Origin of the sequence: Candidatus Pantoea multigeneris (assembly GCF_011752615.1) — a bacterium.
Lineage (GTDB): Bacteria > Pseudomonadota > Gammaproteobacteria > Enterobacterales > Enterobacteriaceae > Pantoea > Pantoea multigeneris.
Genome location: NZ_VWXF01000002.1, coordinates 398503 through 422867, shown reverse-complemented (window position 1 = coordinate 422867; position 24365 = coordinate 398503). Strand labels below are relative to the sequence as shown.

At 53.4% G+C, this 24365-nt stretch carries 22 protein-coding genes; 18 read left to right on the top strand and 4 right to left on the bottom strand.

What is annotated here, in order from left to right; all coding sequences use genetic code 11:
* Positions 1–46: 46 nt before the first annotated feature.
* The 10 genes from hflX to F3J40_RS07355 all read left to right on the top strand — a co-directional run bounded on the left by hflX (position 47) and on the right by F3J40_RS07355 (position 16430).
* Positions 47–1327, top strand: a complete 1281-nt coding sequence (hflX, locus tag F3J40_RS07400) for a ribosome rescue GTPase HflX (RefSeq protein WP_167013342.1) — start codon at positions 47–49, stop codon at positions 1325–1327.
* Between the two features lie 159 nt (positions 1328–1486).
* Positions 1487–2719 carry an FtsH protease activity modulator HflK gene (gene hflK / locus F3J40_RS07395; RefSeq protein ID WP_167013334.1) on the top strand — a complete coding sequence of 411 codons (1233 nt, stop codon included), beginning with the start codon at positions 1487–1489 and terminating at the stop codon, positions 2717–2719.
* Positions 2720–2722: 3 nt separating this feature from the next.
* Complete coding sequence (gene hflC, locus F3J40_RS07390) at positions 2723–3724, top strand: protease modulator HflC (RefSeq protein WP_017347414.1); 1002 nt, start codon at positions 2723–2725, stop codon at positions 3722–3724.
* Positions 3725–3781: 57 nt separating this feature from the next.
* Positions 3782–3979 (top strand): DUF2065 domain-containing protein, encoded by a 198-nt coding sequence (locus F3J40_RS07385; RefSeq protein ID WP_017347415.1) that lies wholly within the window; start codon positions 3782–3784, stop codon positions 3977–3979.
* A 168-nt stretch (positions 3980–4147) separates the two neighbouring features.
* The gene (locus F3J40_RS07380; protein ID WP_017347416.1) at positions 4148–5446 is read left to right on the top strand and encodes an adenylosuccinate synthase; all 1299 of its coding nucleotides are present in this window, start codon (positions 4148–4150) and stop codon (positions 5444–5446) included.
* Between the two features lie 176 nt (positions 5447–5622).
* Complete coding sequence (gene nsrR / locus F3J40_RS07375; protein ID WP_017347417.1) at positions 5623–6066, top strand: nitric oxide-sensing transcriptional repressor NsrR; 444 nt, start codon at positions 5623–5625, stop codon at positions 6064–6066.
* Between the two features lie 16 nt (positions 6067–6082).
* Positions 6083–8521, top strand: a complete 2439-nt coding sequence (gene rnr, locus F3J40_RS07370; RefSeq protein WP_167013332.1) for a ribonuclease R — start codon at positions 6083–6085, stop codon at positions 8519–8521.
* Between the two features lie 71 nt (positions 8522–8592).
* Positions 8593–9327 (top strand): 23S rRNA (guanosine(2251)-2'-O)-methyltransferase RlmB, encoded by a 735-nt coding sequence (rlmB, locus tag F3J40_RS07365; RefSeq protein ID WP_017347419.1) that lies wholly within the window; start codon positions 8593–8595, stop codon positions 9325–9327.
* 84 nt (positions 9328–9411) lie between these two features.
* Positions 9412–11040 carry an isovaleryl-CoA dehydrogenase gene (locus F3J40_RS07360; RefSeq protein WP_167013330.1) on the top strand — a complete coding sequence of 543 codons (1629 nt, stop codon included), beginning with the start codon at positions 9412–9414 and terminating at the stop codon, positions 11038–11040.
* 107 nt (positions 11041–11147) lie between these two features.
* Entirely contained in the window at positions 11148–16430 is a 5283-nt protein-coding gene (locus tag F3J40_RS07355) for an NEL-type E3 ubiquitin ligase domain-containing protein (RefSeq protein ID WP_167013328.1), read from the top strand.
* Here the strand turns inward: F3J40_RS07355 and bsmA are convergent.
* Positions 16427–16768 (bottom strand): biofilm peroxide resistance protein BsmA, encoded by a 342-nt coding sequence (bsmA, locus tag F3J40_RS07350; RefSeq protein WP_167013819.1) that lies wholly within the window; start codon positions 16766–16768, stop codon positions 16427–16429. The genes F3J40_RS07355 and bsmA overlap by 4 nt on opposite strands.
* Positions 16769–16868: 100 nt before the next feature.
* Here bsmA and yjfP point away from each other — a divergent pair, with 100 nt between their 5' ends.
* The 5 genes from yjfP to rplI all read left to right on the top strand — a co-directional run bounded on the left by yjfP (position 16869) and on the right by rplI (position 19276).
* Positions 16869–17618 carry an esterase gene (gene yjfP, locus F3J40_RS07345; RefSeq protein ID WP_167013326.1) on the top strand — a complete coding sequence of 250 codons (750 nt, stop codon included), beginning with the start codon at positions 16869–16871 and terminating at the stop codon, positions 17616–17618.
* 217 nt (positions 17619–17835) lie between these two features.
* Positions 17836–18231: a 30S ribosomal protein S6 gene (gene rpsF, locus F3J40_RS07340; RefSeq protein ID WP_007892026.1), complete on the top strand. Its 396-nt coding sequence runs from the start codon at positions 17836–17838 to the stop codon at positions 18229–18231.
* A gap of 6 nt (positions 18232–18237) precedes the next feature.
* The gene (gene priB / locus F3J40_RS07335) at positions 18238–18555 is read left to right on the top strand and encodes a primosomal replication protein N (RefSeq protein ID WP_017347424.1); all 318 of its coding nucleotides are present in this window, start codon (positions 18238–18240) and stop codon (positions 18553–18555) included.
* A 4-nt stretch (positions 18556–18559) separates the two neighbouring features.
* On the top strand, positions 18560–18787 hold the full coding sequence (gene rpsR / locus F3J40_RS07330) for a 30S ribosomal protein S18 (RefSeq protein WP_002210155.1): 228 nt from the start codon (positions 18560–18562) through the stop codon (positions 18785–18787).
* A gap of 39 nt (positions 18788–18826) precedes the next feature.
* On the top strand, positions 18827–19276 hold the full coding sequence (gene rplI, locus F3J40_RS07325; protein ID WP_017347425.1) for a 50S ribosomal protein L9: 450 nt from the start codon (positions 18827–18829) through the stop codon (positions 19274–19276).
* Between the two features lie 56 nt (positions 19277–19332).
* On the opposite strand, the gene F3J40_RS07320 is transcribed toward rplI, so the two are convergent.
* Positions 19333–19986 carry an OapA family protein gene (locus F3J40_RS07320; protein ID WP_167013324.1) on the bottom strand — a complete coding sequence of 218 codons (654 nt, stop codon included), beginning with the start codon at positions 19984–19986 and terminating at the stop codon, positions 19333–19335.
* Between the two features lie 213 nt (positions 19987–20199).
* Between F3J40_RS07320 and bamJ the strand changes: the two genes are divergently transcribed.
* Complete coding sequence (gene bamJ / locus F3J40_RS07315) at positions 20200–20820, top strand: BamJ family beta-barrel-assembly machinery protein (RefSeq protein WP_017347427.1); 621 nt, start codon at positions 20200–20202, stop codon at positions 20818–20820.
* Positions 20821–21028: 208 nt separating this feature from the next.
* The gene (gene cysQ / locus F3J40_RS07310; protein ID WP_167013322.1) at positions 21029–21778 is read left to right on the top strand and encodes a 3'(2'),5'-bisphosphate nucleotidase CysQ; all 750 of its coding nucleotides are present in this window, start codon (positions 21029–21031) and stop codon (positions 21776–21778) included.
* Position 21779: 1 nt separating this feature from the next.
* Here the strand turns inward: cysQ and F3J40_RS07305 are convergent, their stop codons facing one another.
* The gene (locus F3J40_RS07305) at positions 21780–22334 is read right to left on the bottom strand and encodes a YtfJ family protein (protein ID WP_167013321.1); all 555 of its coding nucleotides are present in this window, start codon (positions 22332–22334) and stop codon (positions 21780–21782) included.
* Between the two features lie 314 nt (positions 22335–22648).
* Between F3J40_RS07305 and F3J40_RS07300 the strand changes: the two genes are divergently transcribed.
* A complete protein-coding gene (locus tag F3J40_RS07300; protein ID WP_017347430.1) occupies positions 22649–22855 on the top strand; it encodes a DUF1107 domain-containing protein in 207 nt (68 codons plus the stop codon).
* A gap of 34 nt (positions 22856–22889) precedes the next feature.
* Here F3J40_RS07300 and paeA read toward each other — a convergent pair whose 3' ends face one another.
* A complete protein-coding gene (paeA, locus tag F3J40_RS07295; RefSeq protein ID WP_017347431.1) occupies positions 22890–24215 on the bottom strand; it encodes a polyamine export protein PaeA in 1326 nt (441 codons plus the stop codon).
* Positions 24216–24365: the final 150 nt, after the last annotated feature.

Sequence of the window (24365 nt, the reverse complement as noted above, 5' to 3'; positions counted from 1 at the left end):
GCCAGTGCTCTCCGTTCTGGTCTTTTATTTTAAGCGAGGTTAAAGCTTGTTTGACCGTTATGAAGCCGGTGAGCAGGCCGTATTGGTACACATCTGGTTTTCCCAGGACAAAGAGCTGGAAGATTTGCAGGAGTTTGAAACTCTGGTCTCTTCCGCTGGCGTAGAAGCGCTACAGGTTATTACCGGAAGCCGTAAAGCGCCACACCCCAAATATTTTGTCGGTGAAGGAAAAGCCGTTGAAATTGCCGATGCGGTAAAATCGAGTGGAGCATCGGTCGTTTTATTCGATCATGCCTTATCTCCTGCCCAGGAACGAAATCTTGAGCGTCTGTGCGAATGTCGAGTCGTCGACCGTACGGGCTTGATTCTGGATATTTTTGCCCAGCGCGCCCGCACCCATGAGGGTAAATTGCAGGTCGAGCTGGCACAGTTACGCCATCTTGCTACACGTCTTGTACGTGGTTGGACACACCTTGAACGTCAGAAAGGCGGGATCGGTTTGCGTGGTCCAGGTGAAACTCAGTTAGAGACTGACCGTCGCTTACTCCGCAACCGTATTAGCCTGATTATCAGCCGTCTTGAGCGCGTTGAAAAACAGCGTGAACAGGGGCGTCAGGCGCGTGCAAAAGCGGATATTCCCACTGTCTCGCTGGTTGGCTACACCAACGCCGGTAAATCTACGCTGTTTAATGCGGTGACCTCGGCCAATGTGTATGCCGCAGATCAGCTATTCGCAACCCTGGATCCCACCCTGCGTCGCCTGAATGTGGCGGATGTTGGCGAGGTGGTATTAGCGGACACAGTAGGCTTTATTCGCCATCTTCCCCACGATTTAGTCGCTGCATTCAAAGCCACTTTGCAGGAAACGCGTGAAGCCACGCTGCTACTGCACGTTATTGATGCCGCAGATCTCAGGCTGACTGAGAATATTGAAGCGGTAGAAACGGTGCTGGAAGAGATTGAAGCGGATGAGATCCCCACGCTACACGTCATGAACAAAATCGATATGCTGGATGACTTCGTCCCGCGGATCGATCGTGATGAAGAGAACAAACCGGTACGGGTCTGGCTTTCTGCTCAGACCGGTGTTGGCCTTCCGCAGCTCAGGCAAGCACTGTCAGAGCGGCTGGCTGGAGAGATAGCCCAGTACGATCTGCGTTTGCCGCCAGAAGCCGGGCGACTGCGTAGCCGGTTTTACCAACTGCATGCCATAGAAAAAGAGTGGAATGACGAAGATGGTTCGATTGGGCTGCACGTACGAATGCCAATAGTGGACTGGCGGCGTCTGTGTAAGCAAGAACCATCCCTGACAACTTACATTGTTTGACAAGTTGCCTAAACGCGCTTACTCAAAAGAAGATAAGCTGTAACAAGGCGTAACGTCATTTGTCTCGCAGCAACAATGCGTAAAAGAGCCACCTGACAGCAAAATCGGGTGGCAACTGCTGCTAGCCAATACAATGAACATAAATAATGGAGTGGAAACATGGCGTGGAATCAGCCCGGCAACAACGGACAAGACCGCGACCCGTGGGGAAGCAGCAATAATCAAGGCGGCAACTCTGGGGGAAATAAGGGAGGTCGCGATCAAGGGCCTCCTGATTTAGACGATATCTTCCGCAAGCTGAGTAAAAAACTCGGTGGATTTGGCGGAGGCAAGTCAGGTGATAACGGCACGCGTGGCGCAGGAAATGGCGGCAAGCTTGTCGGCATCGCTGCGGCTGCGGTCGTTGTGATCTGGGCTGCCAGTGGTTTCTATACCATCAAAGAAGCAGAACGTGGTGTCGTAACACGCTTCGGTAAGTTCAGTCATCTGGTTGAGCCAGGTCTGAACTGGAAGCCGACCTTTATCGATCAGGTACAGGCGGTGAACGTTGAAGCGGTACGAGAGCTGGCTGCATCCGGTACCATGCTGACTTCTGATGAGAACGTGGTACGCGTAGAAATGAACGTACAGTATCGCGTGACCGATCCAGCCCGCTACCTGTTTGCGGTTAACAGTCCGGATGACAGCCTGCGTCAGGCAACGGACAGCGCCCTGCGTGGCGTGATTGGCCGCTCCACGATGGACCGCATCCTGACGGAAGGTCGTACCGTCGTGCGTAGCGAAACCCAGCGTGAAATCGAAGAGACCATTCGCCCATACAATATGGGTATTTCGGTGCTGGACGTTAACTTCCAGGCGGCTCGCCCACCGGAAGAGGTGAAAGCCGCATTTGATGATGCAATTGCTGCACGTGAAAACCGTGAGCAGTATGTGCGTGAAGCAGAAGCTTACGCCAACGAAGTGCAGCCGCGAGCCAACGGTCAGGCGCAGCGTATCCTGGAAGAAGGGCGTGCTTATAAAGAACGTACCGTCCTGGAAGCGCAGGGTGAAGTGGCGCGTTTTGCCAAAATTCTCCCTGAATACAAAGCTGCCCCGCAGATCACCAAAGAACGTTTGTATATCGAAACCATGGAACGTGTGCTGAGCCACACGCGTAAAGTGCTGATCAACGATCGCAGCAACAGCCTGATGGTACTGCCATTGGATCAACTGCTGCAGGGTGGCCAGGCAACCGGGCAAAAAGGACAAACGTCCACCAACCTGATGAAACTGCCGCCGCTGTCAGAAAACAATGCCAGCCGGAGCACTTCATCTTACAGCCCGGAGAGTATCCTGGACCAACGTCGTGCCAACGCTCTGCGTAACGACACTCAGCGCGAAGGGAGAGAATAAGCGATGCGTAAGCCAATAATCGGAGTTGTGATTGTCGCGCTGGTGGTGCTGTACGCGTCACTGTTTGTGGTACAAGAAGGCCAGCGTGGGATTGTATTACGCTTTGGCAAAGTGGTGCGTGATGATGAAAATAAGCCACTGGTTTATGCGCCGGGTCTGCATTTCAAAGTGCCATTCCTTGAGAGCGTAAAAACCCTGGATGCCCGCGTGCAGACCATGGATAACCAGGCCGATCGTTTCGTCACCAAAGAGAAGAAAGACCTGATCGTTGATTCGTACATCAAATGGCGCATCAGTGACTTCAGCCGCTACTACCTCGCCACCGGCGGTGGTGATGTTTCTCAGGCAGAAGTGCTGCTGAAACGTAAGTTCAGTGACCGTCTGCGTTCTGAAATGGGTCGTCTTGATGTTAAAGATATCGTGACTGACTCACGCGGCCGCCTGACAACAGACGTGCGTGATGCGCTTAACACCGGTACTTCAGGTGAAGATGAAGTGCAGACGCCAGCGGCGGATGATGCAATTGCCGATGCTGCTGCACGCGTAGAACGTGAAACCAACAGCAAAGAGCCTGCGCCAAATCCGAACAGTATGGCCGCGCTGGGTATTCAGGTTGTTGACGTACGCATTAAGCAGATCAACCTGCCTACGGAAGTGTCTGACGCCATCTTCAACCGTATGCGTGCAGAGCGTGAAGCGGTAGCGCGTAGTCAGCGTTCACAAGGCCAGGAAGAGGCAGAAAAACTGCGTGCTCAGGCTGACTACCAGGTCACTAAAACCCTGGCAGAAGCGCAGCGTGAGGCACTGATTACCCGCGGTGATGGCGATGCAGAAGCAGCAAAATTGTATGCAGATGCGTTCAGCCAGGATCCTGATTTCTATGCCTTTGTTCGCAGCCTGCGCGCGTACGAGCAGAGCTTCCAGAATAATCAGGACGTTATGGTGCTCAGCCCGGATAGCGACTTCTTCCGATATATGAAAGCGCCCTCTAACACGACGCGATAATTACTGATATAACCTTCTGGCCGACAAGATTGTCGGCCTTTTTTTTGAGGCAAGGGCATGACAACAACCGTATGGACAGCGCTGGCTTTGGTTCTGGTGTTAGAAGGATTGGGACCGATGCTGTTACCTCGCATCTGGCGGCGCATGATTATGACAATGGCGCAAACCCCGGATCGCCTGTTGCACCGTTTTGGCGGTGGATTAGTGGTGGCTGGCGTGGTTATTTTCGTGATGGTCAGCCTGCATCGCGGCTAAATTCGCCGCAGTAGGCCGTTTGGTTGTGCTTCCAGACGTCTTCAACCCCCAGGATGTTGTGATGATCAAAACCCAGGCAAAAAACTGCGCAATCGTATGCTAAAAGTGCTGAAAGCAAAAAAAACCGGTGTTAGAATCCTTTTTTAAGCAATCGGTGATTTTGAAAAAATGGGTAAGAACGTCGTTGTACTAGGCACCCAATGGGGTGACGAAGGCAAAGGTAAAATCGTAGACCTTTTGACCGAACGTGCTAACTATGTAGTGCGTTACCAGGGTGGCCACAATGCAGGCCACACACTTGTCATCAACGGTGAAAAAACCGTCCTCCACTTAATCCCTTCAGGCATCCTGCGTGATAACGTTACCAGCATCATCGGTAATGGCGTTGTATTGTCTCCTGAAGCGCTGATGAAAGAGATGAAAGGCCTGGAAGAGCGCGGTGTGCCAGTACGTGAACGTCTGCTGCTGTCAGAAGCTTGCCCATTGATTCTGCAATACCACGTTGCAATGGATGTTGCGCGCGAAAAAGCACGCGGCGCGAAAGCCATCGGTACTACCGGCCGTGGTATCGGGCCTGCTTACGAAGATAAAGTGGCACGTCGTGCCCTGCGCGTAAGCGATCTGTTCAACAAAGAAACCTTCGCCGTTAAGCTGAAAGAAATTGTTGAGTACTACAACTTCCAGCTGGTGAACTACTACAAAACCGACGCGGTTGATTACGAGAAAGTCCTGGCAGATACGCTGGCCGTTGCAGACATCCTGACCGGCATGGTTGTTGATGTTTCTGAACTGCTGGATGGCGCGCGTAAGCGTGGCGATCTGATCATGTTCGAAGGCGCACAGGGTACGCTGCTGGATATCGACCACGGTACTTATCCGTATGTGACCTCTTCAAACACCACCGCTGGCGGCGTAGCTACTGGTTCTGGCATCGGCCCACGTCACGTAGATTACGTGCTGGGTATCGTTAAAGCCTACTCTACCCGTGTGGGTGCAGGTCCATTCCCGACTGAATTGTTCGATGAAACCGGTGAATTCCTGTGTGCACAGGGTCACGAGTTTGGTGCGACCACCGGTCGTCGTCGTCGTACTGGCTGGCTGGATGCAGTTGCCGTGCGTCGTGCGGTACAGATCAACTCACTGTCTGGTTTCTGCATGACCAAACTGGACGTGCTGGATGGCCTGAAAGAAGTGAAAATCTGTGTTGCTTACCGTATGCCAGATGGCCGCGAAGTGACTACAACCCCGCTGGCTGCTGAGAACTGGGAAGGGATCGAACCGATCTACGAAACCATGCCAGGCTGGAGCGAGAAGACCTTTGGTGTGAAATCTGTCGATGGCCTGCCACAAGCCGCGCTGGATTACATCAAACGTGTAGAAGAAGTGACCGGCGTTCCGGTTGACATCATCTCTACCGGTCCAGACCGCAGCGAGACCATGATTCTGCGCGATCCGTTCGACGCATAATCATCAGAGGCCGGCTTTGTCCGGCCTTTCTCTTTCCTTCTCAGCCTGTCGGTGCTGAAAAAATCGCACTTATCCCGCCACTCTGGTTTATCATCCATAATTAAAAACAGATCCCTGATAAAAATTCACCCGCAAAAGAAGTGCTCTGTACTGGTTCATGAGCCGCTGAGGTTAATGTGCAGCTAACAAGTTTTACAGATTATGGCCTGCGTGCCCTGATCTACATGGCCACACTGCCGGAAGGCAAACTGACCAGCATAACCGAAGTGACCGATATCTATGGCGTCTCGCGTAACCATATGGTGAAAATCATCAATCAACTGAGTCGTGCAGGCTTTGTCTCCTCCGTCCGGGGTAAAAATGGCGGAATTCGCCTCGGCATGGCAGCTAAAGATATCGTCGTGGGTGAGGTGGTGCGCAAAATGGAGCCGCTGGAACTGGTGGATTGCGGCAGTTGCGCCATCTCTCCTGCTTGTAGGTTGAAATCTGCTTTAAACAATGCCACGCGACAATTCTTGCTAGCGTTAGATGACTACACGCTGGCAGACATCGTTAACGATAATTATCAATTACATCAGATTTTGTTGTCAGACCCGCCGGTGGCAATTAATCACAAATGACATCGGAGGAACCGATATGTCAAAAGATCCTTTCCAGGATAGAGAAGCTGAAAAGTACGACAATCCAATTCCCAGCCGCGAATTCATTCTGGCTCTGTTGGAAAAGCGTGAAAAACCCGCCAACCGCGATGATATCGCGCAGGCGCTAAATTTACAGGACGAAGATCAGCTGGAAGCGCTGCGTCGTCGTCTGCGCGCGATGGAACGTGACGGCCAGTTGGTCTTCACTCGCCGTCAGTGTTATGCCCTGCCAGAACGTCTTGATCTGCTGCGCGGTAATGTTATTGGCCATCGTGATGGCTATGGTTTCCTGCGCGCCGAGGGGCAAAAAGATGATTACTACCTCTCCGCTGAGCAGATGAAGTTTTGTATGCACGGTGATGTGATCCTGGCACAGCCGCAGGGTGCAGATCGCCGCGGTCGCCGTGAAGCTCGCGTAGTGCGCGTGCTTGAACCGCGTAACAGCCAAATTGTAGGCCGCTTCTTTACCGATGCAGGCACAGCGTTTGTCGTGCCTGATGATAGCCGTTTGAGCTTTGACGTGTTGATCCCAGCGGAAGATACGCAGGGCGCGCGGATGGGCGCAGTAGTCGTGGTGGAACTGGTACAGCGTCCAACACGTCGTACTAAAGCGATCGGTAAAATTCTTGAAGTGCTGGGTGAAAACATGGACACCGGTTTAGCGGTGGATATGGCATTGCGCACCCATGAAATTCCCCATAGCTGGTCTCCTGAAGTGGAGAAACAGGTGGCGAAGTTCAGCGAAATCGTACCGGAATCTGCGAAAAAAGGCCGTGTCGATCTGCGTGAGCTGCCGTTGGTCACCATCGATGGTGAAGATGCACGAGATTTCGATGATGCCGTCTACTGCGAGAAAAAACGCGGTGGTGGCTGGCGCTTATGGGTAGCGATTGCCGATGTCAGCTACTACGTCCGCCCAGGCCAGCCTCTGGATCACGAAGCCCAACTGCGCGGGACGTCGGTTTACTTCCCGTCTCAGGTGGTACCGATGCTGCCAGAAGTGCTGTCAAACGGCCTGTGTTCGCTTAACCCGCAGGTCGATCGCCTGTGTATGGTGTGCGAAATGACGGTGTCTGCCAGCGGCAAACTCACGGGCTACAAGCACTACGAAGCGGTGATGAATTCCCATGCTCGCCTGACTTACAACAAAGTATGGAATATCTTGCAGGGCAATGAAGAGCTGCGTGAGCAATACGCGCCACTGGTCAAGCATCTGCAAGAACTGCATAACATGTATCAGGCGCTGGAAGCTGCCCGCGTTGAGCGTGGTGGCATCTCGTTTGAAACCGAAGAAGCGAAATTTATCTTCAACGCACAGCGTCGCATTGAGCGTGTAGAACGTACTTCGCGCAATGATGCACATAAACTGATTGAAGAGTGCATGATCCTCGCCAACATCGCTTCGGCGCGCTTTGTCGAGAAGAATAATGAGCCAGCGCTGTTCCGCGATCACGACCGTCCAGGCGATGACAGCATCACCAGCTTCCGTACCGTGCTGAATGAGCTGGGTCTGAGCTTGCCGGGTGGCAATAAGCCGCAGCCGATCGATTACGCTGAACTGCTGAAACAAATTGCCGATCGTCCAGATGCAGAAATGCTGCAAACCATGCTGCTGCGCTCCATGAAGCAGGCGGTGTATGACCCGGAAAACCGTGGCCACTTCGGCCTGGCTCTGGCCTCTTATGCGCACTTCACTTCACCGATCCGTCGTTATCCGGATCTGCTGTTGCACCGTGCGATCAAGTACCTGATCGCGAAAGATCAGGGCGATCTGCAAGGTATCACCACGGAAACCGGCGGCTATCACTACGAGATGCAGCAGATGCTGGAGCTGGGACAACACTGTTCCATGACCGAGCGTCGCGCAGATGAAGCCACGCGTGATGTCGCCGACTGGCTGAAATGCGACTTTATGCAGGATCAGGTGGGTAACGTCTTTACGGGGGTTATCGCCAGCGTTGCCGGCTTTGGTTTCTTCGTGCGTCTCAACGATCTGTTCATTGATGGTCTGGTGCACGTCTCGTCGCTGGATAACGACTACTATCGCTTTGATCAGGTGGGCCAGCGTTTGATCGGCGAATCTGGCGGCCAGACTTATCGTCTGGGTGATACGGTAGAAGTGCGGGTTGAAGCGGTGCATATGGATGAACGCAAAATTGATTTTGCGCTCATCTCCAGCAAACGCCAGCCGCGCGGTGCGGGTAAAACCGCCCGTGAGAAGGCAAAACGCAGCGAATCTGCCCCGGCCAAACGCCGCCGTGATGCGGGACGTAAAGGTAATTTTGAGCCTGATAGCGCCTTCCGCGACGCCAAGCCAAACGCCACCAAAGCGAAGAAAGAGAAAAAAAGTAAAACCCCGTCGGCAAAAACCCGTAAAATCGCCGCCGCCACTAAGGCAAAGCGCGCGGCGAAGAAAAAAACCGACAGCGCCTGATGCCCGTTCAGGTGCTTCCACCGGAAGCACCTGAAGTCACCTGAAACCTTGCCAGACCGTCGAGTAGAGTAATGAGCGAAATAATTTTTGGTATCCATGCCGTCCAGGCCCTGCTGGACAGCGCACCACAGCGTTTCCAGGAAGTTTATATCCTGAAAGGGCGTGACGATCGTCGTCTGCAACCGCTGGTAGCGGCACTGGAAGCTCAGGGGATTATCATTCAGGTGGCGCACCGCCAGTGGCTGGATGAGCAAGTTGAAGGCGGTGTGCATCAGGGCATCGTGGCACGGGTAAAACCGGGCCGTCAGTACCAGGAAGGCGATCTGCCTGACCTGCTGCAGAGCCTGGAAAAGCCGTTTTTACTGGTGCTGGATGGCGTTACCGATCCGCACAACCTTGGCGCTTGCCTGCGTAGTGCAGATGCCGCAGGCGTGCATGCGGTTATTGTGCCAAAAGACCGTTCTGCTTCACTGAATGCGACCGCAAAAAAAGTCGCCAGCGGTGCAGCGGAAAACATTCCGTTGATCCGCGTAACCAACCTGGCTCGCACACTGCGCCTGTTGCAGGAGTACAACATCTGGGTTGTAGGTACAGCAGGTGAAGCCGATCACACGCTGTATCAGAGTAAAATGACCGGTCCGATGGCGCTGGTGATGGGTGCTGAAGGCGAAGGTATGCGCCGCCTGACGCGCGAACACTGTGATGAACTGATCAGCATTCCAATGGCCGGCAGCGTCTCTTCACTGAACGTTTCGGTTGCCACTGGCGTCTGCCTGTTCGAAGCGGTACGCCAGCGCGGGCTGTGAGCCTCCGCATAAATCTGCGTATTTTTACCAGGCATAACCACCAGCGCGTTTCATACTTAAAGAAATGTGCCGTAAGGAGTGGTTATGACCTGGACAACACATCCTGTTTTTAATCAGCCGCATCCGCTGAGTAACAGCAATCTTTTCCTCTCTGACCTGCCGCTGCGCGAAGCCCTGTTACGTGAAGGTGCCCAATGGGATACCGACTGGCTCGCCTCTGTCGGCCTGCAATTAGGTAGCGCTGAATCCCTCGAACTGGGACGTATCGCCAATGCCAGCCCACCCGAACTGCTCCGTTATGACGGACGGGGTGAGCGCATCGACGAAGTCCGGTTTCATCCTGCATGGCATTTGCTGATGCAAGGGGTTTGCGCCAGCCGCTTACACAATCTCAGTTGGCAGCCCGATGCCCCAGCCAGCGCAACGGTAGCACGCGCTGCGCGCTTCATTTTGCATGCTCAGGTTGAGGCTGGCACTTTATGCCCGGTTACCATGACCCATGCGGCCATTCCCTTGTTACAACAGGCTTTACCCTCTGCGTTTGCCGATTGGCGACCCGGCCTGCTCAGCGACCGTTATGACACGCATGCTCAGCCCGGCGCGGAAAAACGTGGTTTATTGATCGGCATGGGCATGACGGAAAAACAGGGGGGCAGTGACGTCATGACCAATACCACCCGTGCTGAGCCGCTGGAGCGTCGCGGGCCGGGGGAAGTCTATCGCCTCACGGGGCATAAGTGGTTTTTCTCCGTGCCACAGAGCGATGCGCATCTGGTGCTGGCGCAGGCCGCCGGGGGATTAAGCTGCTTTTTCATGCCACGTCTGCTGCCGGATGGCAGTCGTAATGCGATACGCATTGAGCGCCTGAAAGACAAGCTAGGCAACCGTGCCAATGCCAGCGCCGAAGTGGAGTTTCTTGATGCCAGCGGCTGGTTGCTGGGGGAAGAGGGCGAAGGTGTTCGGTTGATCCTGAAAATGGGCGGGATGACGCGCTTTGACTGCGCGTTAGGCAGCCATGGCCTGATGAGACGCGCCTTTTCTGTTGCGCTGTATCATGCTCATCAGCGGCATTCGATGGGTAAGTGCTTAGTGGAACAGCCGTTGATGCGCCAGGTGCTGGCGAGTCAGGCGCTACAGCTTGAGGGGCAAACCGCTTTCCTGCTCCGCCTTGCCAGAGCCTGGTCCCAGCCAGCCAACGAGCATGAACGACTCTATGCCCGGTTATTTACGCCAGTGGCAAAATATGGCATTTGCAAAGCGGGCATCCCGTTTGTTGCGGAGGCGATGGAAGTCCTGGGGGGCATTGGTTACTGCGAAGAGAGCGAACTCCCGCGCCTTTACCGTGAAATGCCGGTGAACAGCATCTGGGAGGGATCGGGCAATATTATGTGCCTTGATGTGCTGCGAGCGCTACAACGTCAACCGGGCATGGAAGCCATGTTGCAGCAAGAGTTTGATGCAGTAAAAGGCAGCAACCGCCTGTTTGATGCCTGCTGGCGCAAATTACGATCGCTCCATAGCCATCTACAGGAAGCACAAGGCCGCGAAGTGGCGCAAACCCTATTACTCCTCGGCATCGGTGCGCAACTGTTGCAATGTGCTGAGCCTCCTTTGGCCGATGCCTGGTGTCAGCAATGGTTGGGTTCACGCCAAAATACAGGGCTAGATGAGTTTTTAAGCCAGCGTTTATTGCTCCGCGCTATCGGCGGGTAGGGCAATCTGACGGATTAAGCATAAAGTGGGAAGTACTGACTGAACACTCGCCAGTGGCTGAGCACCCAGTTTCCAGAGGCCAATCAGGCCCGCATCAGGAGATTGATATGCTTGCCACTTTAAACACCAGTCCTTCCCCAATCACTTTACTTCCCTTCGTCACCGGCAATAATCGCAATCAGCACGCTGCCAGGCGCACTCACGCCGTTACAGAGAATCTGTTTCAGGTTGGCGTCTGGCGAGTGCTGAACAAACTCGGATTAGCGCCGGCATTAACAGAACAACAAGCAGTGTTGTGGATGAAGTCTTATACGCGTTACCAGATGGCAGTCGATCAGCTTGCGCGCCATAGCGAAGACAAAAATGCGACAGCGCAACAACAGGATCTGCTACGTGTGCATTTTCGCCTCGCACTAAAGGAGGCGGAGTACACCGGCAAACTGGGGGCAGGAGATAACGCCTGGCTGAAAGGGCTGGAGATTGTTCAGTCCGCGCAGCGTAATGCTTCTGACGTCACCACGGGCACGCTGTGCTGGTATTACACCGGAACGGATAAAACGCTACCGCAGAAAATCACCTTGCCGCATTCGCTGATTATGGAGCAGCAGAGCGACCGTAACAGTACCAGGGGGGTGGTGCTCTATAACAGCCTACATGCATGGAATTACTTCCCTGAGCAGGCCAGTTTTCAGCAGTTTCCTGATATGCGCAGGCTGGGGCAAGCAGTACTCACCAGCAATATCAATGGCACATCCAACGCTGAAGAGAGCATGCTGCGTGAGCAGATATTAATGGCCGCAACGCCTCTGCAACGCCTCGCACTGGAACGCTATTTCCATCGTATCAGCCTGAATCCCAGCCTTAAACATTGCCAGCTGCGCGCTGAACCTCTTCCGGGAAGCGATTTTCAGGAGAAACTGAATCAGTTTATTCATACCGCTGTACGGTCAGTCATCGCTAACAGTCCATCAGCCACATTGCTCGGTGAGCGCCAGAAACTAGCACAGCAGCAGTTTTCAGCGTTGATAAAAAGTGATGTCACGGAGTTTGATACGTATTTGCGGCAGCAAGTGTCAGCGGATTTTTCCCGTGCGCTCAATCAAAGTCATATCCGTTTTAATGCGACTTTACTCGATCCAGATGGGATCGAAATCGCGATAAATGGCCTGCGTGGGAGCTTGAGTGAGTGGGCGGATAACCTCTATCGCCTCCGCCCTGACGATAACCCTTTGCACAGTGACAATACTTTTGTCTCTCCCCGTCATTTGCCTGGGCGGATTATTCATCTGGGGGCCGAAGGTGCCCGTTCGTTGTATCAGTTTTTCTCCGCCACGAATAATGAGCGCTTGCCTGGCGAAGTGCGAATTACCCAGATCCCGCAGGGGTTGATCCTCAATCAGACGACCACTAGTGCGCTGGATAATATGAATCGCGATGTCGGCCTACAGCGGCGGATTGTATCGCAGCTCAGAGGTGGCTACGTCATTGAGCGTTACGGCAGCCATTTACGCAGTGAGCATATACAGAAAAGCTCAGCCTTGCGTAACGCATGGATTACATCACAGAAAGTGAATGTAGAGCGTGCGGCAGAGTCGGCACGTGAAGGGGGGATGATTTCCGTTGCCGATGAAGAACGTATTATTGCGTTGATGGAGCGTATGGCGGGGGGTGGGAAAGGTACTCGTTACCCAAATGACAGGTTAAGTGACTGCCGGTTACGCTATGCGCCAGGCGGTATGGTTTATCCATTAGAAATTACGCTCCCTGAGGTCTACACCGTCCAACTGGCGTCGTCAGAGCCTGACGAACGGGCTTTTGTCTATTTCCCGCCCGGCATTTACGGCCAGCGCCTACTGCCCTCGTCGACCTTTCTTGCCTATGTGGTTGAAGATGGCGCTAATGTCCGGCCTTTACTGCGTAATCTGACAGCGCCGGGCGATCTTACTCAGCTTGATAACGTGCTCAATATGGCTTCCGGTAGTCACTTTACATTGGATGCGGTGGCGCTTTCGGGCCTGGAAGAGGGAGCCACTCGCTATTTTGAACAGCTGATTGCCAGGGCGGAAGCCAACCGCTATACGCGTAAGCACTTTATCAATGAACTGCTGATGAAAATGGCGGGGTATGGCGCAGCGGTAGCGTGTATAGGTACTGGTGGTACTTTTAAACTGGCTTGTGGCTCGTTAATGCTGCCTTTCATAGCACAAGGTGGAAGGGATATTGTCCGGCAGTTGGAGCAGGGGGAAACAGACAGCGCCTTACTCAATACGTGGCTGCTGCTACCGGATGCGGCTGATGGCCTGCCAGCACTCAGCACGTTATTAAAAACCGCAGGCCGTTCAGTAAAAAAACTCTCAGGGTTGGTGGGGCGCAAGCTCACTACACCGCAGCAAGTGGGTGATGCTGTTGAAGAGGTGGTGGGATGGCGTAAGGCGATTGATGCAGAGGGCCGGCTACGTTCTGAGGTCGCTGTTTCTGAAACTGTGCTTGATGCTGGCTCTCGCTATCAGCCACGTCAGGATCTGCCCGGTGAATTCTGGCAATTGGCAGATAAGGTCTATATCCGGGATCAGGGCAAGGTTTTCGAGGTCTATTCCGATAATGGCTGGCGCTCGGTACGGTTGCGCGATCCAGCAAAACCCCATGCCGCAGGCCCCAAAATTGTCTTTCGTGATAACCGATGGCAGCTTGATACTGGCGGGCTTAAAGGTGGCGGGGCGGGCCAGTCGCGGCAGAACAGCGTGCTGACTGGCATCGCCGAAGATCAGCATGTTTTACAAAGTTTTCTCCGCGCCTTTGACTTTGGCCATGGTGGACAGGCTTATTCACTCCAGCGCAATTTGATCAGAGCGTTGCGGTCCGGCCAATTTCCCACTCGCTACCATCAGTATGTGATTCCGGGCCAGGAGTGGCGCGCATTGGGTGCGGCGGGCATCTCTCCGCCTGCACCCTCTCCCGCATTATCAGCAGTTTTTACCCAGCGGGCGTTATACGGTTTTGATTTTCCTGCAACAAAGCAGGGGGAGGCGTTACGTGCATGGCTGCTAAAGGCGCGTACAGATGCATCTGGTGTCACACCGCTGCCGCCGCCTGAGTGGGCCATGCAATATGCCCTGAGTGAACACATCTGCGATCTCTACCCAGGAAAACCCGCCAGTATTCTGACAGCAAAGCAAGTGGTACATAGTCAGGCTGAAGGTGAGGCGGTCGCAGAGGTCATTCAGAGCAGTGCTGTCAGGCACCCGGAAGCAAACCTGATACAGTTGCGGCTAAACGGTGCCAGTATCAATCAATATGTCCGCGCAAGCCGCGAGCTGGCAATCATGGATCTCACCGGCCGTAATGGGCTAATGCGTCGAGAGCAAGTTGATGCCTATCTACACCGGTTTACCTTCCCGACCAGGGATTCTACGTTGCTGCAAGCGGCACTCTTGTCAGAGCTGGCTACGTCGGGAACACCGCCGAATTGGGCAAAGCGCTACCTCTCTTGCTGGAAACAGACCACACAGGCGCTGGAAGCCGGGTTAATGGAGCGTACCGCACGTGTGGCGCTCAAAGATATTTTGATTCAGCAGGGGATTGTCAAAAACACAGTCGGGTCGATTGATTTTATTAGTGGACTAAAGCGTATTCCGGGTAATCAGCTGGAACAGATGATGGCGGACACTCTCCTGGATATTCACCGCCAACTGCCGGAATGGTCAGCAAAATACATGCCACCCGCAGCGCTCTGGACCTTCTTTGGCGACCGTATTCCCGCCTCCATGCGCATCGTACATATTGATATCTCAGGTGCGCCAGCCAGCTCGACGTTCCAGCTTCCGTCTAACATGCCAGAGCTGGAACGGTTACATATCCAGGTCTCGATAGCACAAGCCGGACGGGATTACACCGCTGTTTTGCCGGAAAGTATGCCGTTGTTAAAGGATCTCAAATTATCGGGGATTCGCCTCGCGTCGCCTGAACTGACGCTACGTCATCAGCCAAAACTGACATCGCTCTTTATGCGTGATGTTGAAAATCTGCGACAAATGCGTTTTGAGGGCGATTTCAATGAGTTATACCGGATCGAGATTAACCGGGCACCGTTGTTACAACAGGCTGATATTGATGCGACAATGCCGCAGCTTAACACGTTGATCTTGAACCGCTGTAGCCAACTGCAGCAGGTGAATCTTCATCACCCCATGCCGGGCCTGCTTTGCCTTTACCTGGATGGCAATGCATTAACTAGCCTCGCAGGCTTGAACAGGCAGCCGATGCCACGCTTAACGGTAGTTTCGGTGATGGCGAATCAACTTCGCCAGTTGGCGGGGTTAAACAGTGACTTACCTAATCTGGATCAGCTGCGCCTGACCCATAACCGCATGCGTAGCCTGGACGATTCAATCTGGCAACTGCGCCCGCAGACGCAGGTCTATCTGGATCACAACCCCCTTTCGCCGCGGGTCATTGATGAAGCGAGACAGGCTGCCAATGCTCCAGGGTATAGCGGGCCCGTGGTGTTTTTCTCTATGGCTGAATCAGGTTCTCAGCCAGCAAGGCAGCTACAACTCGCCGTTTCAGACTGGTTTGCGGATGGTCTCTCTGGCACCAAATTGCAGCACTGGTCTACCTTCGCCAATGAGGAATCAGCGCGCGAGTTTTCCCAGTTTCTCGATCGTTTACGCCTGACAGTCAATTACGAAAGCGAGGCGTTTCGTGTGCGTGTCAGGGCATGGCTTGATGAGTTGGAAGGCGATAGCGATTTGCGGCAGCAGAGTTTTACGGCCAGCCACTGTGCGACAGACAGCTGTGAAGATCGCGTGTCGCTGGCCTATAACGAGATGAAGAAATTACGGACCACTGCTGAGGTTAATCGTGGCCGCTACGATCACGATGCCAAAGGATTAAGGCAGGCATTGCGGGGACTGTACCGTCTGGAACTGCTGGATGGTATTGCACGCAAACACGTCGCTCGCCTGCGTGCGGTTGATCCCATCGAGGTCTATCTCGCTTACCAGGTCAAATTGCGCGGCCAGCTTAAACTTCCAATTGATACCGAAGATATGCGTTTCTTTGAGGTTTCTCACGTCACGCAGGCGGATATCAAAGCGGCGCGTCAGCAGGTTATGGATGAAGAGAAACAGGGGTTTGTTGGCTGGCTGTCGGGTAATCCGGCGATGCAAAATGTACTCAAACGACGTTATCCGGCTGAGTACAAGCAAGCGCAGGAAGCGATTGAAGACATTGTGGCTGACCCAGAAGCCTATACGCAAAGAATCAATGTCCTGCTTCGCAAAGACCAACTGGAAAATGATGCCGATGCGATGCGGGAAGCTGGGGTTCAGGTCATGCAGCAGCTTAACCTGGAATATTATGGCCCACTGGTGCGCCAGTTCATGGCTTAGTGGGTTGCGGGAAAGGATGCCCGCTGGGCAGGGGACGCCGGCGCAAACAGGATTGCGCTGGCGTACCAGCGGCCAGGTCTGATGGTCTCATCAACCAGCAGAATCTGGTAGTAGGTCGCGCCAGCCTGATTGGCGCGCGCTGCCACAGCCCGTTGGGCATCATCCGGTGAACCGATCACACTCACGCTTACCTCTCCCAGCCGGGTTAAGCCATAGCTCTGTGCCCGATTGATCTCCTGCGCCTGTGCGGTAGGCGCTGGTGGTGCTTCTGGCTTCGGGTTGATCAACGAACAGCCACTGATTAAAAGCACGGTTGTGAGTAACAGACACAGGCGCATACCGGTTCCTGAAGAAATTTCATCTGTCCGAAGTGTGAACGATTTCGTCATTTCCTGCCAGCGACTTACACTGGGCGCTGACCATGATGCAGGAGGAAACATGATAGAACTTACAACGGAAACGCTGGCAGGCATTGAGTGCCTGCACGCCGCGCCTGCGGGCTCTCAGCAGCAACCTTTGCCGACGGTGCTGTTCTGGCATGGTTTCACCTCCTCAAAAGAGGTCTACGCCTATTTTGCAGTGGCGCTGGCTCAGGCGGGATTTCGTGCCGTGATACCGGACTCCGCCATGCATGGTGCCCGCTACGACGGGGACAGCGTAACGCGCATGGCCCATTTTTGGCAGATCCTGAAAAGCAATATTGATGAAGTCCCGGCGCTCGAGGCTGCACTACGCGCGCACAACTGGGTTGATAACCAACGCTTTGCCGTTGCTGGGGCTTCGCAAGGTGGGATGACGGCTCTCGGTGCCATGGCGCGTTATCCGCATCTTCACAGCATCGCCTGCCTGATGGGATCGGGCTACTTTATGCAGCTCAGCCACCGCCTGTTTCCCCCTCTGGAGGTAAAGACACCGGAGCAGCAGCAGGTTTTTGCGGCAACGATGGCACCGCTGGCGGAGTACGACCCCTGCCAGCAGCTGGAAAAACTGAGCCAGCGGCCGCTGTTTTTATGGCACGGCGAGGCCGACGAAGTGGTGCCGTTTGTTGAAACGCAACGCTTAGATCAGGCACTGCGTGAGCGGCAGTGGGATGCCCAGCTCACTTCGCTTTCAGAGCCGCATATTGGCCATAAAATCACCCCGGCAGCCCTGACTGCACTAGTGAGCTTTTTTAAGCACCACCTTTAAGAGGCGCAATAGCACGAAAACGCCTGGTAACAGGCGATTGCAGGCAGATTTGATGAATTGTTCGCTTGAGTTTCCCCTGGCACATCAGTATGATTACGCGTCAATTTTCAGCCGCATTCTCAGGTTGTGTAGATTACACAGCCTATAACGTTCCTTGCTTCCATGGGCCGCGGCTGACCCCGACAGGAGGCTGAATAATCCGTAAGGAGCAATTTCGATGCGTCATTACGAAATCGTATTTATGGTCCACCCTGACCAGAGCGAGCAGGTTCCTGGCATGATCGAGCGTTACACCGGTGCTATCACTGGTGCACAGGGCACGATCCACCGCCTGGAAGACTGGGGCCGCCGTCAGCTGGCTTACCCAATCAACAAACTGCACAAAGCACACTACGTTCTGCTGAACGTAGAAGCGCCGCAGGAAGTGATTGATGAGCTGGAAACTAACTTCCGCTTCAACGACGCCGTTATCCGCAGCATGGTTATGCGCGTTAAGCACGCGGTAACTGAAGCATCTCCGATGGTTAAAGCGAAAGATGAGCGTCGTGATCGTCGCGAAGACTTCGCAAACGAATCGGCTGATGATTCAGATGCTGGGGATTCTGAAGAGTAATCGCGCGTGACGGCGAATCGACTGCGCTTGTCCGGCACTGTTACGACACTGCCCGTACGCAAAGTCAGCCCGTCAGGCATCCCGCACTGTCAGTTTGTGCTTGAGCACCGTTCAGTGCAGGAAGAGGCCGGTTTCCACCGGCAAGCCTGGTGTCAGATGCCGGTGATTATCAGCGGCAATCATCATCAGGTGATTACTCAACATATAACGGTCGGTACGCAACTTATACTCGAAGGTTTCATTAGCTGCCATCAGGCACGCAATGGACAAACGCGTATGGTGTTACATGCCGAGCAGATTGAATTGATAGATTCTGGAGACTAGCCAAATGGCACGTTATTTCCGTCGTCGCAAGTTCTGCCGTTTCACCGCGGAAGGCGTTGTAGAGATTGATTACAAAGATATCGCTACACTGAAAAACTACATTACCGAAAGCGGTAAAATTGTCCCGAGCCGTATCACCGGTACTCGTGCAAAATACCAGCGTCAGCTGGCTCGCTGCATCAAGCGCGCTCGCTACCTGTCCCTGCTGCCATACACTGATCGTCATCAGTAATCGGCAACTGTCCATTAACGACTTTAAGAGGATAAGGTAATGCAAGTTATTCTGCTTGATAAAGTAGCAAACCTGGGCAGCCTGGGTGACCAGGTTAACGTTAAAGCGGGCTACGCTCGTAACTTCCTGGTACCACAGGGCAAAGCTGTTCCTGCTACCAAGAAAAACGTTGAGTTCTTCGAAACTCGCCGCGCTGAACTGGAAGCTAAACTGGCTGACGTTCTGGCAGCTGCCGACGCTCGCGCTGAGAAAATCAGTGCACTGGGCACCGTTACTATCGCGTCTAAATCAGGCGACGCTGGTAAGTTGTTCGGTTCCATCGGTACTCGCGACATCGCTGATGCAATTACTGCAGCAGGCGCTGACGTGGCTAAGAGCGAAGTTCGTTTACCGAACGGCGTTCTGCGCACCACTGGTGAGCACGAAGTGAACATCCAGGTTCATAGCGAAGTCTTCGCTAAACTGGTTGTGAGCGTAGTTGCTGAGTAATTTTACTCAGTGATGCGAAAACGCCGGCCTTGTGCCGGCGTTTTTGTTTCTGCTATTTACTGCGCACGGATAAAGCTGCCGTCAGCCTGACGAGTAAACAGTACCGGGCCATTGCTGCCATCCACAGTTAATCCTGTCACCTGGCCCTGATTATTCAGGCGAATCTTCACTTGCTGTCCAGTCTGTAAGGCGCTCAGTGGATGATCGCTGCCTTCCACATTCGCCATCGCAAACACATCACCTACCGGTAAATTATTATCCCGGAACAGTTGCGCCAGCGTCTGTCCTGCGGCAATGGTATAGCTGCGCCAGTTTCCCTGTGAGTCCGCCTGCGGTTTGCTATTACTGCTGTTGTTGTAAATATCTGCCTGCATCGGCACTTCTTTGCCATTATCTGACGTAACTGGTGTTGTCACGGGAAACTGCTGAGGAGAACCACTCGGCCAAAGAAAGGCGAGCAGAATGACCACCAGGGCGATAATAATGCCGCGGCGATGGAAGTACGGTAGGGGGTCCATCCAACGGATGCCGTCGGTAAAATGCCAGAAGCGATAAAGCCACTCCGCAAAGCGAGATGGTGAACGAGTTGCCATGTGTACCTCCTCTTCACCGGTCTCTGGTCTGCTGCGGCTGACGGGCCACAGACGAGGGAGCCGGGGTAAAGTGCGCGCAGTGCGCGTCCTGCGGCGGCGTGGGGCGATTTGGCCCATGAGTTCTCTCTTGTTACAGTTGCGGCAAGGTTAACCTTGTCCTTTTATTAGTATGGGCAATGTTGGCGGGAACTCCCCGTCAGCATTGAGAAATTTGACTTGTGTATTGTTTATCTTTCAGCGGAAAAAGTCATCCAGGCAGCGCGGGATTTTACGCCAGCGGCCTGCACCTGCTATGCTGCCGGTTCAAATTTTTGTGATAAAGGAACGAAGATGACTACCCCTTCTTTTGACAGCGTCGAAGCACAGGCAAGTTACGGTATTGGTTTACAGGTTGGCCAGCAGTTGCTGGAGTCTGGTTTGCAGGGTCTGCAGCCAGAAGCACTGCTCGCTGGTCTGCGCGATGCGCTGGAAGGGAACTCACCGGCAGTACCGGTAGATGTAGTACACCGCGCGCTGCGTGAAGTTCATGAGCGTGCGGAAGGCGTGCGTCGTGAGCGCACCGAAGCCATGGCAGCAGAAGGCCAGAAGTTCCTGGCGGAAAACGCCCAGCGTGAAGGTGTTAACAGCACTGAATCTGGTCTGCAGTTCAGCGTGATCACCCAGGGTGAAGGTGCAATTCCAGCACGCCAGGATCGCGTACGTGTTCACTACACCGGCAAACTGATCGACGGTACTGTGTTTGATAGCTCAGTAGCGCGTGGCGAACCGGCTGAATTCCCGGTAAGTGGCGTGATCCCAGGTTGGATCGAAGCCCTGACGCTGATGCCAGTGGGTTCTAAATGGGAACTGGTTATCCCACAGAACCTGGCTTACGGCGAGCGTGGTGCGGGTGCTTCAATCCCACCATTCAGCACCCTGGTGTTTGAAGTGGAGCTGCTGGAAATTCTGTAATTTCCCGGCACGCCAACAGAGCCTGAGTCGGGTTGAACCCGGCTCAGGCTTTTTTGTTTCTGGTGACAAATGCAGAACTATGGTACTGATATGTCTAAATAATATTCCGGATTTTGCTCGCGAGATCGTTACGGCTGGCCTGGCTGCTAAAATGTAAATGAGACGCGCAGGGCATCGCGCCCGGAAATTGCAGACAATGAGGTGACTTATGTTAGAAAAAATCTGCCAGCTGGCTCGTGAAGCGGGCGATGCCATCATGCAGGTATATAACGCTGAAACGCCGCTGGATATCGATCGCAAATCCGATGACTCACCGGTAACCGCAGCAGATATCGCCGCACACCAAATTATTATTGCTGGCCTGGCGCAGTTGGACGCCGCCACGCCCGTGCTGTCTGAAGAAGATCCTCCCGCCTGGGAAGTGCGCCAGCACTGGCAGCGCTACTGGCTGGTTGACCCGCTGGATGGCACCAAAGAGTTTATTAAACGCAACGGTGAATTCACCGTGAATATCGCGCTGATTGAAGCCGGTAAACCGGTGCTGGGTGTGGTATACGCCCCCGTATTAGATGTGATGTATGCAGCGGCCGACGGTAAGGCGTGGAAAGAAGAGCAGGGCCAGCCGCGCCAGCCAATTCACATCAAAGAAGCCCATCCGCCGCTGGTAGTGGTGAGCCGTTCACATGCGGCGAAAGACGAAGAGCTGAAAGATTACCTCACGCATTTAGGCGAGCATCAGACCACGGCTATTGGTTCATCACTTAAATTCTGCCTGGTTGCCGAAGGTAAAGCGCAGCTCTACCCCCGTTTCGGGCCTACCAATATCTGGGATACCGGAGCAGGCCATGCGGTAGCCATCGCTGCTGGCGCGCACGTTAATGACTGGAAAGGCCATACGCTGGACTACACGCCGCGCGAATCCTTCCTCAACCCCGGTTTCCGCGTCTCAATCCTCTAAGCTACTTGAGTAGTTCGTGCAGCAGCGTAATCGCCTGCTGCACCTCTTTATCGGTCAGCGCACCATCTTTTACCCAACGCACTACGCCTTGTTTATCCAATACCACTACGGCTGAACTTGCGGGTTTGAGCAGCCAGGCCTTTTGCACGTTACCGTTATCATCAATGACAAACTGCGACCACGGATACTGCTGTTTATTACTTTTGATACTGCTGGTGACAAACATACCGGTACCCGGAATGGCATCGTCAGTGTTGACGATAGTGGTGGTTTGATAGCGGTCGCGCGGGAAGTTAGCACTCTTAATCGCTTCAATCATGGCGGCATTCATCTCTTTCGCAGACGAGCGTCCGGCAATCGGCAGTACCACACGCACCTTGCCAGCCAGTTGAGCGCTGTTCCACGGGTGGTAGCTGAACTTATCTTGCTTTAAGACTAACTCACCTTCGTCTTTAACCCCGACAGCGGGTACACGTTCACCTATTTTCAGGTTATGAGCCAGTGCCAGAGCGGGAAACAGCAGGGCGATTGTGGCTATCAGAGGGAAAATTCGCATCAGATAAATTCCTTATGTGGTTCGACCAGTTGTTTCATTTTACTGCAATATCCGACGAGGATGATGCGCCTGTCGTACAGTAATTGTAGCTTTGCAAGGCAGGACACAAATCCACACAGAGCGAATGTTTATACTGAATAAGCAGAAGGTGATAACAGAGTCTTCTGTAATAATATGTCAGTTCAGTAAAAAAAGTCGCTTTTAGGAACATAGGTAACGCCTGATGTTCTATAGTGTTCTGACATTTGCGCTTCATGAGCTCGTACCGAATTTGGCAACGACGAAGCGTTATTGAAAATTTACAGGAGTTAAGTATGAAGATCTTCCAGCGCTACAATCCGCTGCAAATTGCGAAATATGTGAAAACGCTGTTCAAAGGAAGGTTATACATCAAGGATGTTGGCGCATTCGAATTCGACAAAGGCAAAGTGCTGATTCCACGTGTCCGTGACAAACAGCATCTGAGTGTGATGTCTGAAGTGAATCGCCAGGTACTGCGGCTACAAGCTGAGTATCAGTAAGTACAAAAAGGGCGGCTCTCAGGCCGCCCATAGATTATGACTCTTCTGCTGTTTTTTCCACATGCAGCACTGGCGGATGCTCATCAATCCGCGTAACCAGTAGCTGGTCAATGCGATAGCTATCAATATCTACCACTTCGAATTTATACCCGGCAAACTTCACGAAATCGGTGCGTTTCGGGATTTTACGCAGCATGTACATCATAAAACCGCCAATGGTTTCGTAGTTGCCTGACTGCGGGAAATCATCAATATCCAGCACGCGCATCACGTCATCAATGGGTGTACCGCCCTCTACCAACCACGAGTTGGCATCACGCGCGACAATTTGTTCTTCCATACCCTGGCCAACCAGGTCGCCCATCAGCGTCGTCATCACGTCGTTCAGTGTGATGATACCCACGACCAGGGCGTATTCATTCATGATGACCGCGAAGTCTTCCCCGGCGGTTTTAAAACTCTCCAGAGCTTCAGACAAGGTCAGCGTGTCCGGCACAATCAGCGCGGAACGCAGTTGAACCCCACTGTGTAAGGTCATGCTCTGATTGCCCAACACGCGCAGCAGCAGCTCTTTGGAATCGACATAGCCCACAATGTGGTCAATATCGCCATCACACACGAGGAACTTGGAGTGTGGACGTTCGGCAATTTTGGCTTTCAGGCTGCTTTCGTCTTCACGCAGATCGAACCACACAATGTTCTCACGTGAGGTCATAGAAGAGGGAACGGTACGGGATTCCAGCTCAAATACGTTTTCAATCAGCTCGTGTTCCTGCTTACGCAGTACGCCAGCCAGCGCACCCGCCTCTACCACCGCATAGATATCATCGGAAGTGATGTCGTCTTTACGCACCATCGGCAGTTTAAAGATGCGGAAGAAGACGTTTGCCAGGCCGTTAAACAGCCATACCAGCGGACGCATGATCAGCAAGCAGAAGCGCATTGGGTTGATGATGCGCAGTGCTACCGCCTCTGGTGCAATCATGCCGACGCGTTTTGGTGTCAGATCGGCGAACAAGATAAACAGGCTGGTGACGATGGTGAATGAACAGATAAAGCTCAGCTGTTCCGCCAGTTCTGGGTTAGCGATTTTGCTAAACAGGCTGTAGAACACCGGAGAAAAGGCAGCATCGCCGACGATACCGCCGAGAATGGCGACCGCGTTCAGGCCAATTTGCACCACGGTAAAGAACATGCCGGGTTGTTCCTGCATCTTCAGTACGCGCTGTGCGTTGATGTTGCCTTCGTCGGCCAGCAGTTTGAGTTTGATTTTACGGGCAGCGGCCAGCGATATCTCAGAAAGGGAGAAAAAGGAACTGATAACAATCAGCAAGATAATGACAAGTAAGCTATTAATCATAAAAGATCCAAAAGTTTATCCACTCGTCATTTTTGGCCTGGGCAACATGCGGAGAAGCGAGTACGTCGTGTACGCATTTGTCGGCGGGCTATCCGTGCCAAAAATGTCTGCACCGATACGGCAAGTGTAAAACTGCCGGGGCAGAGGTGT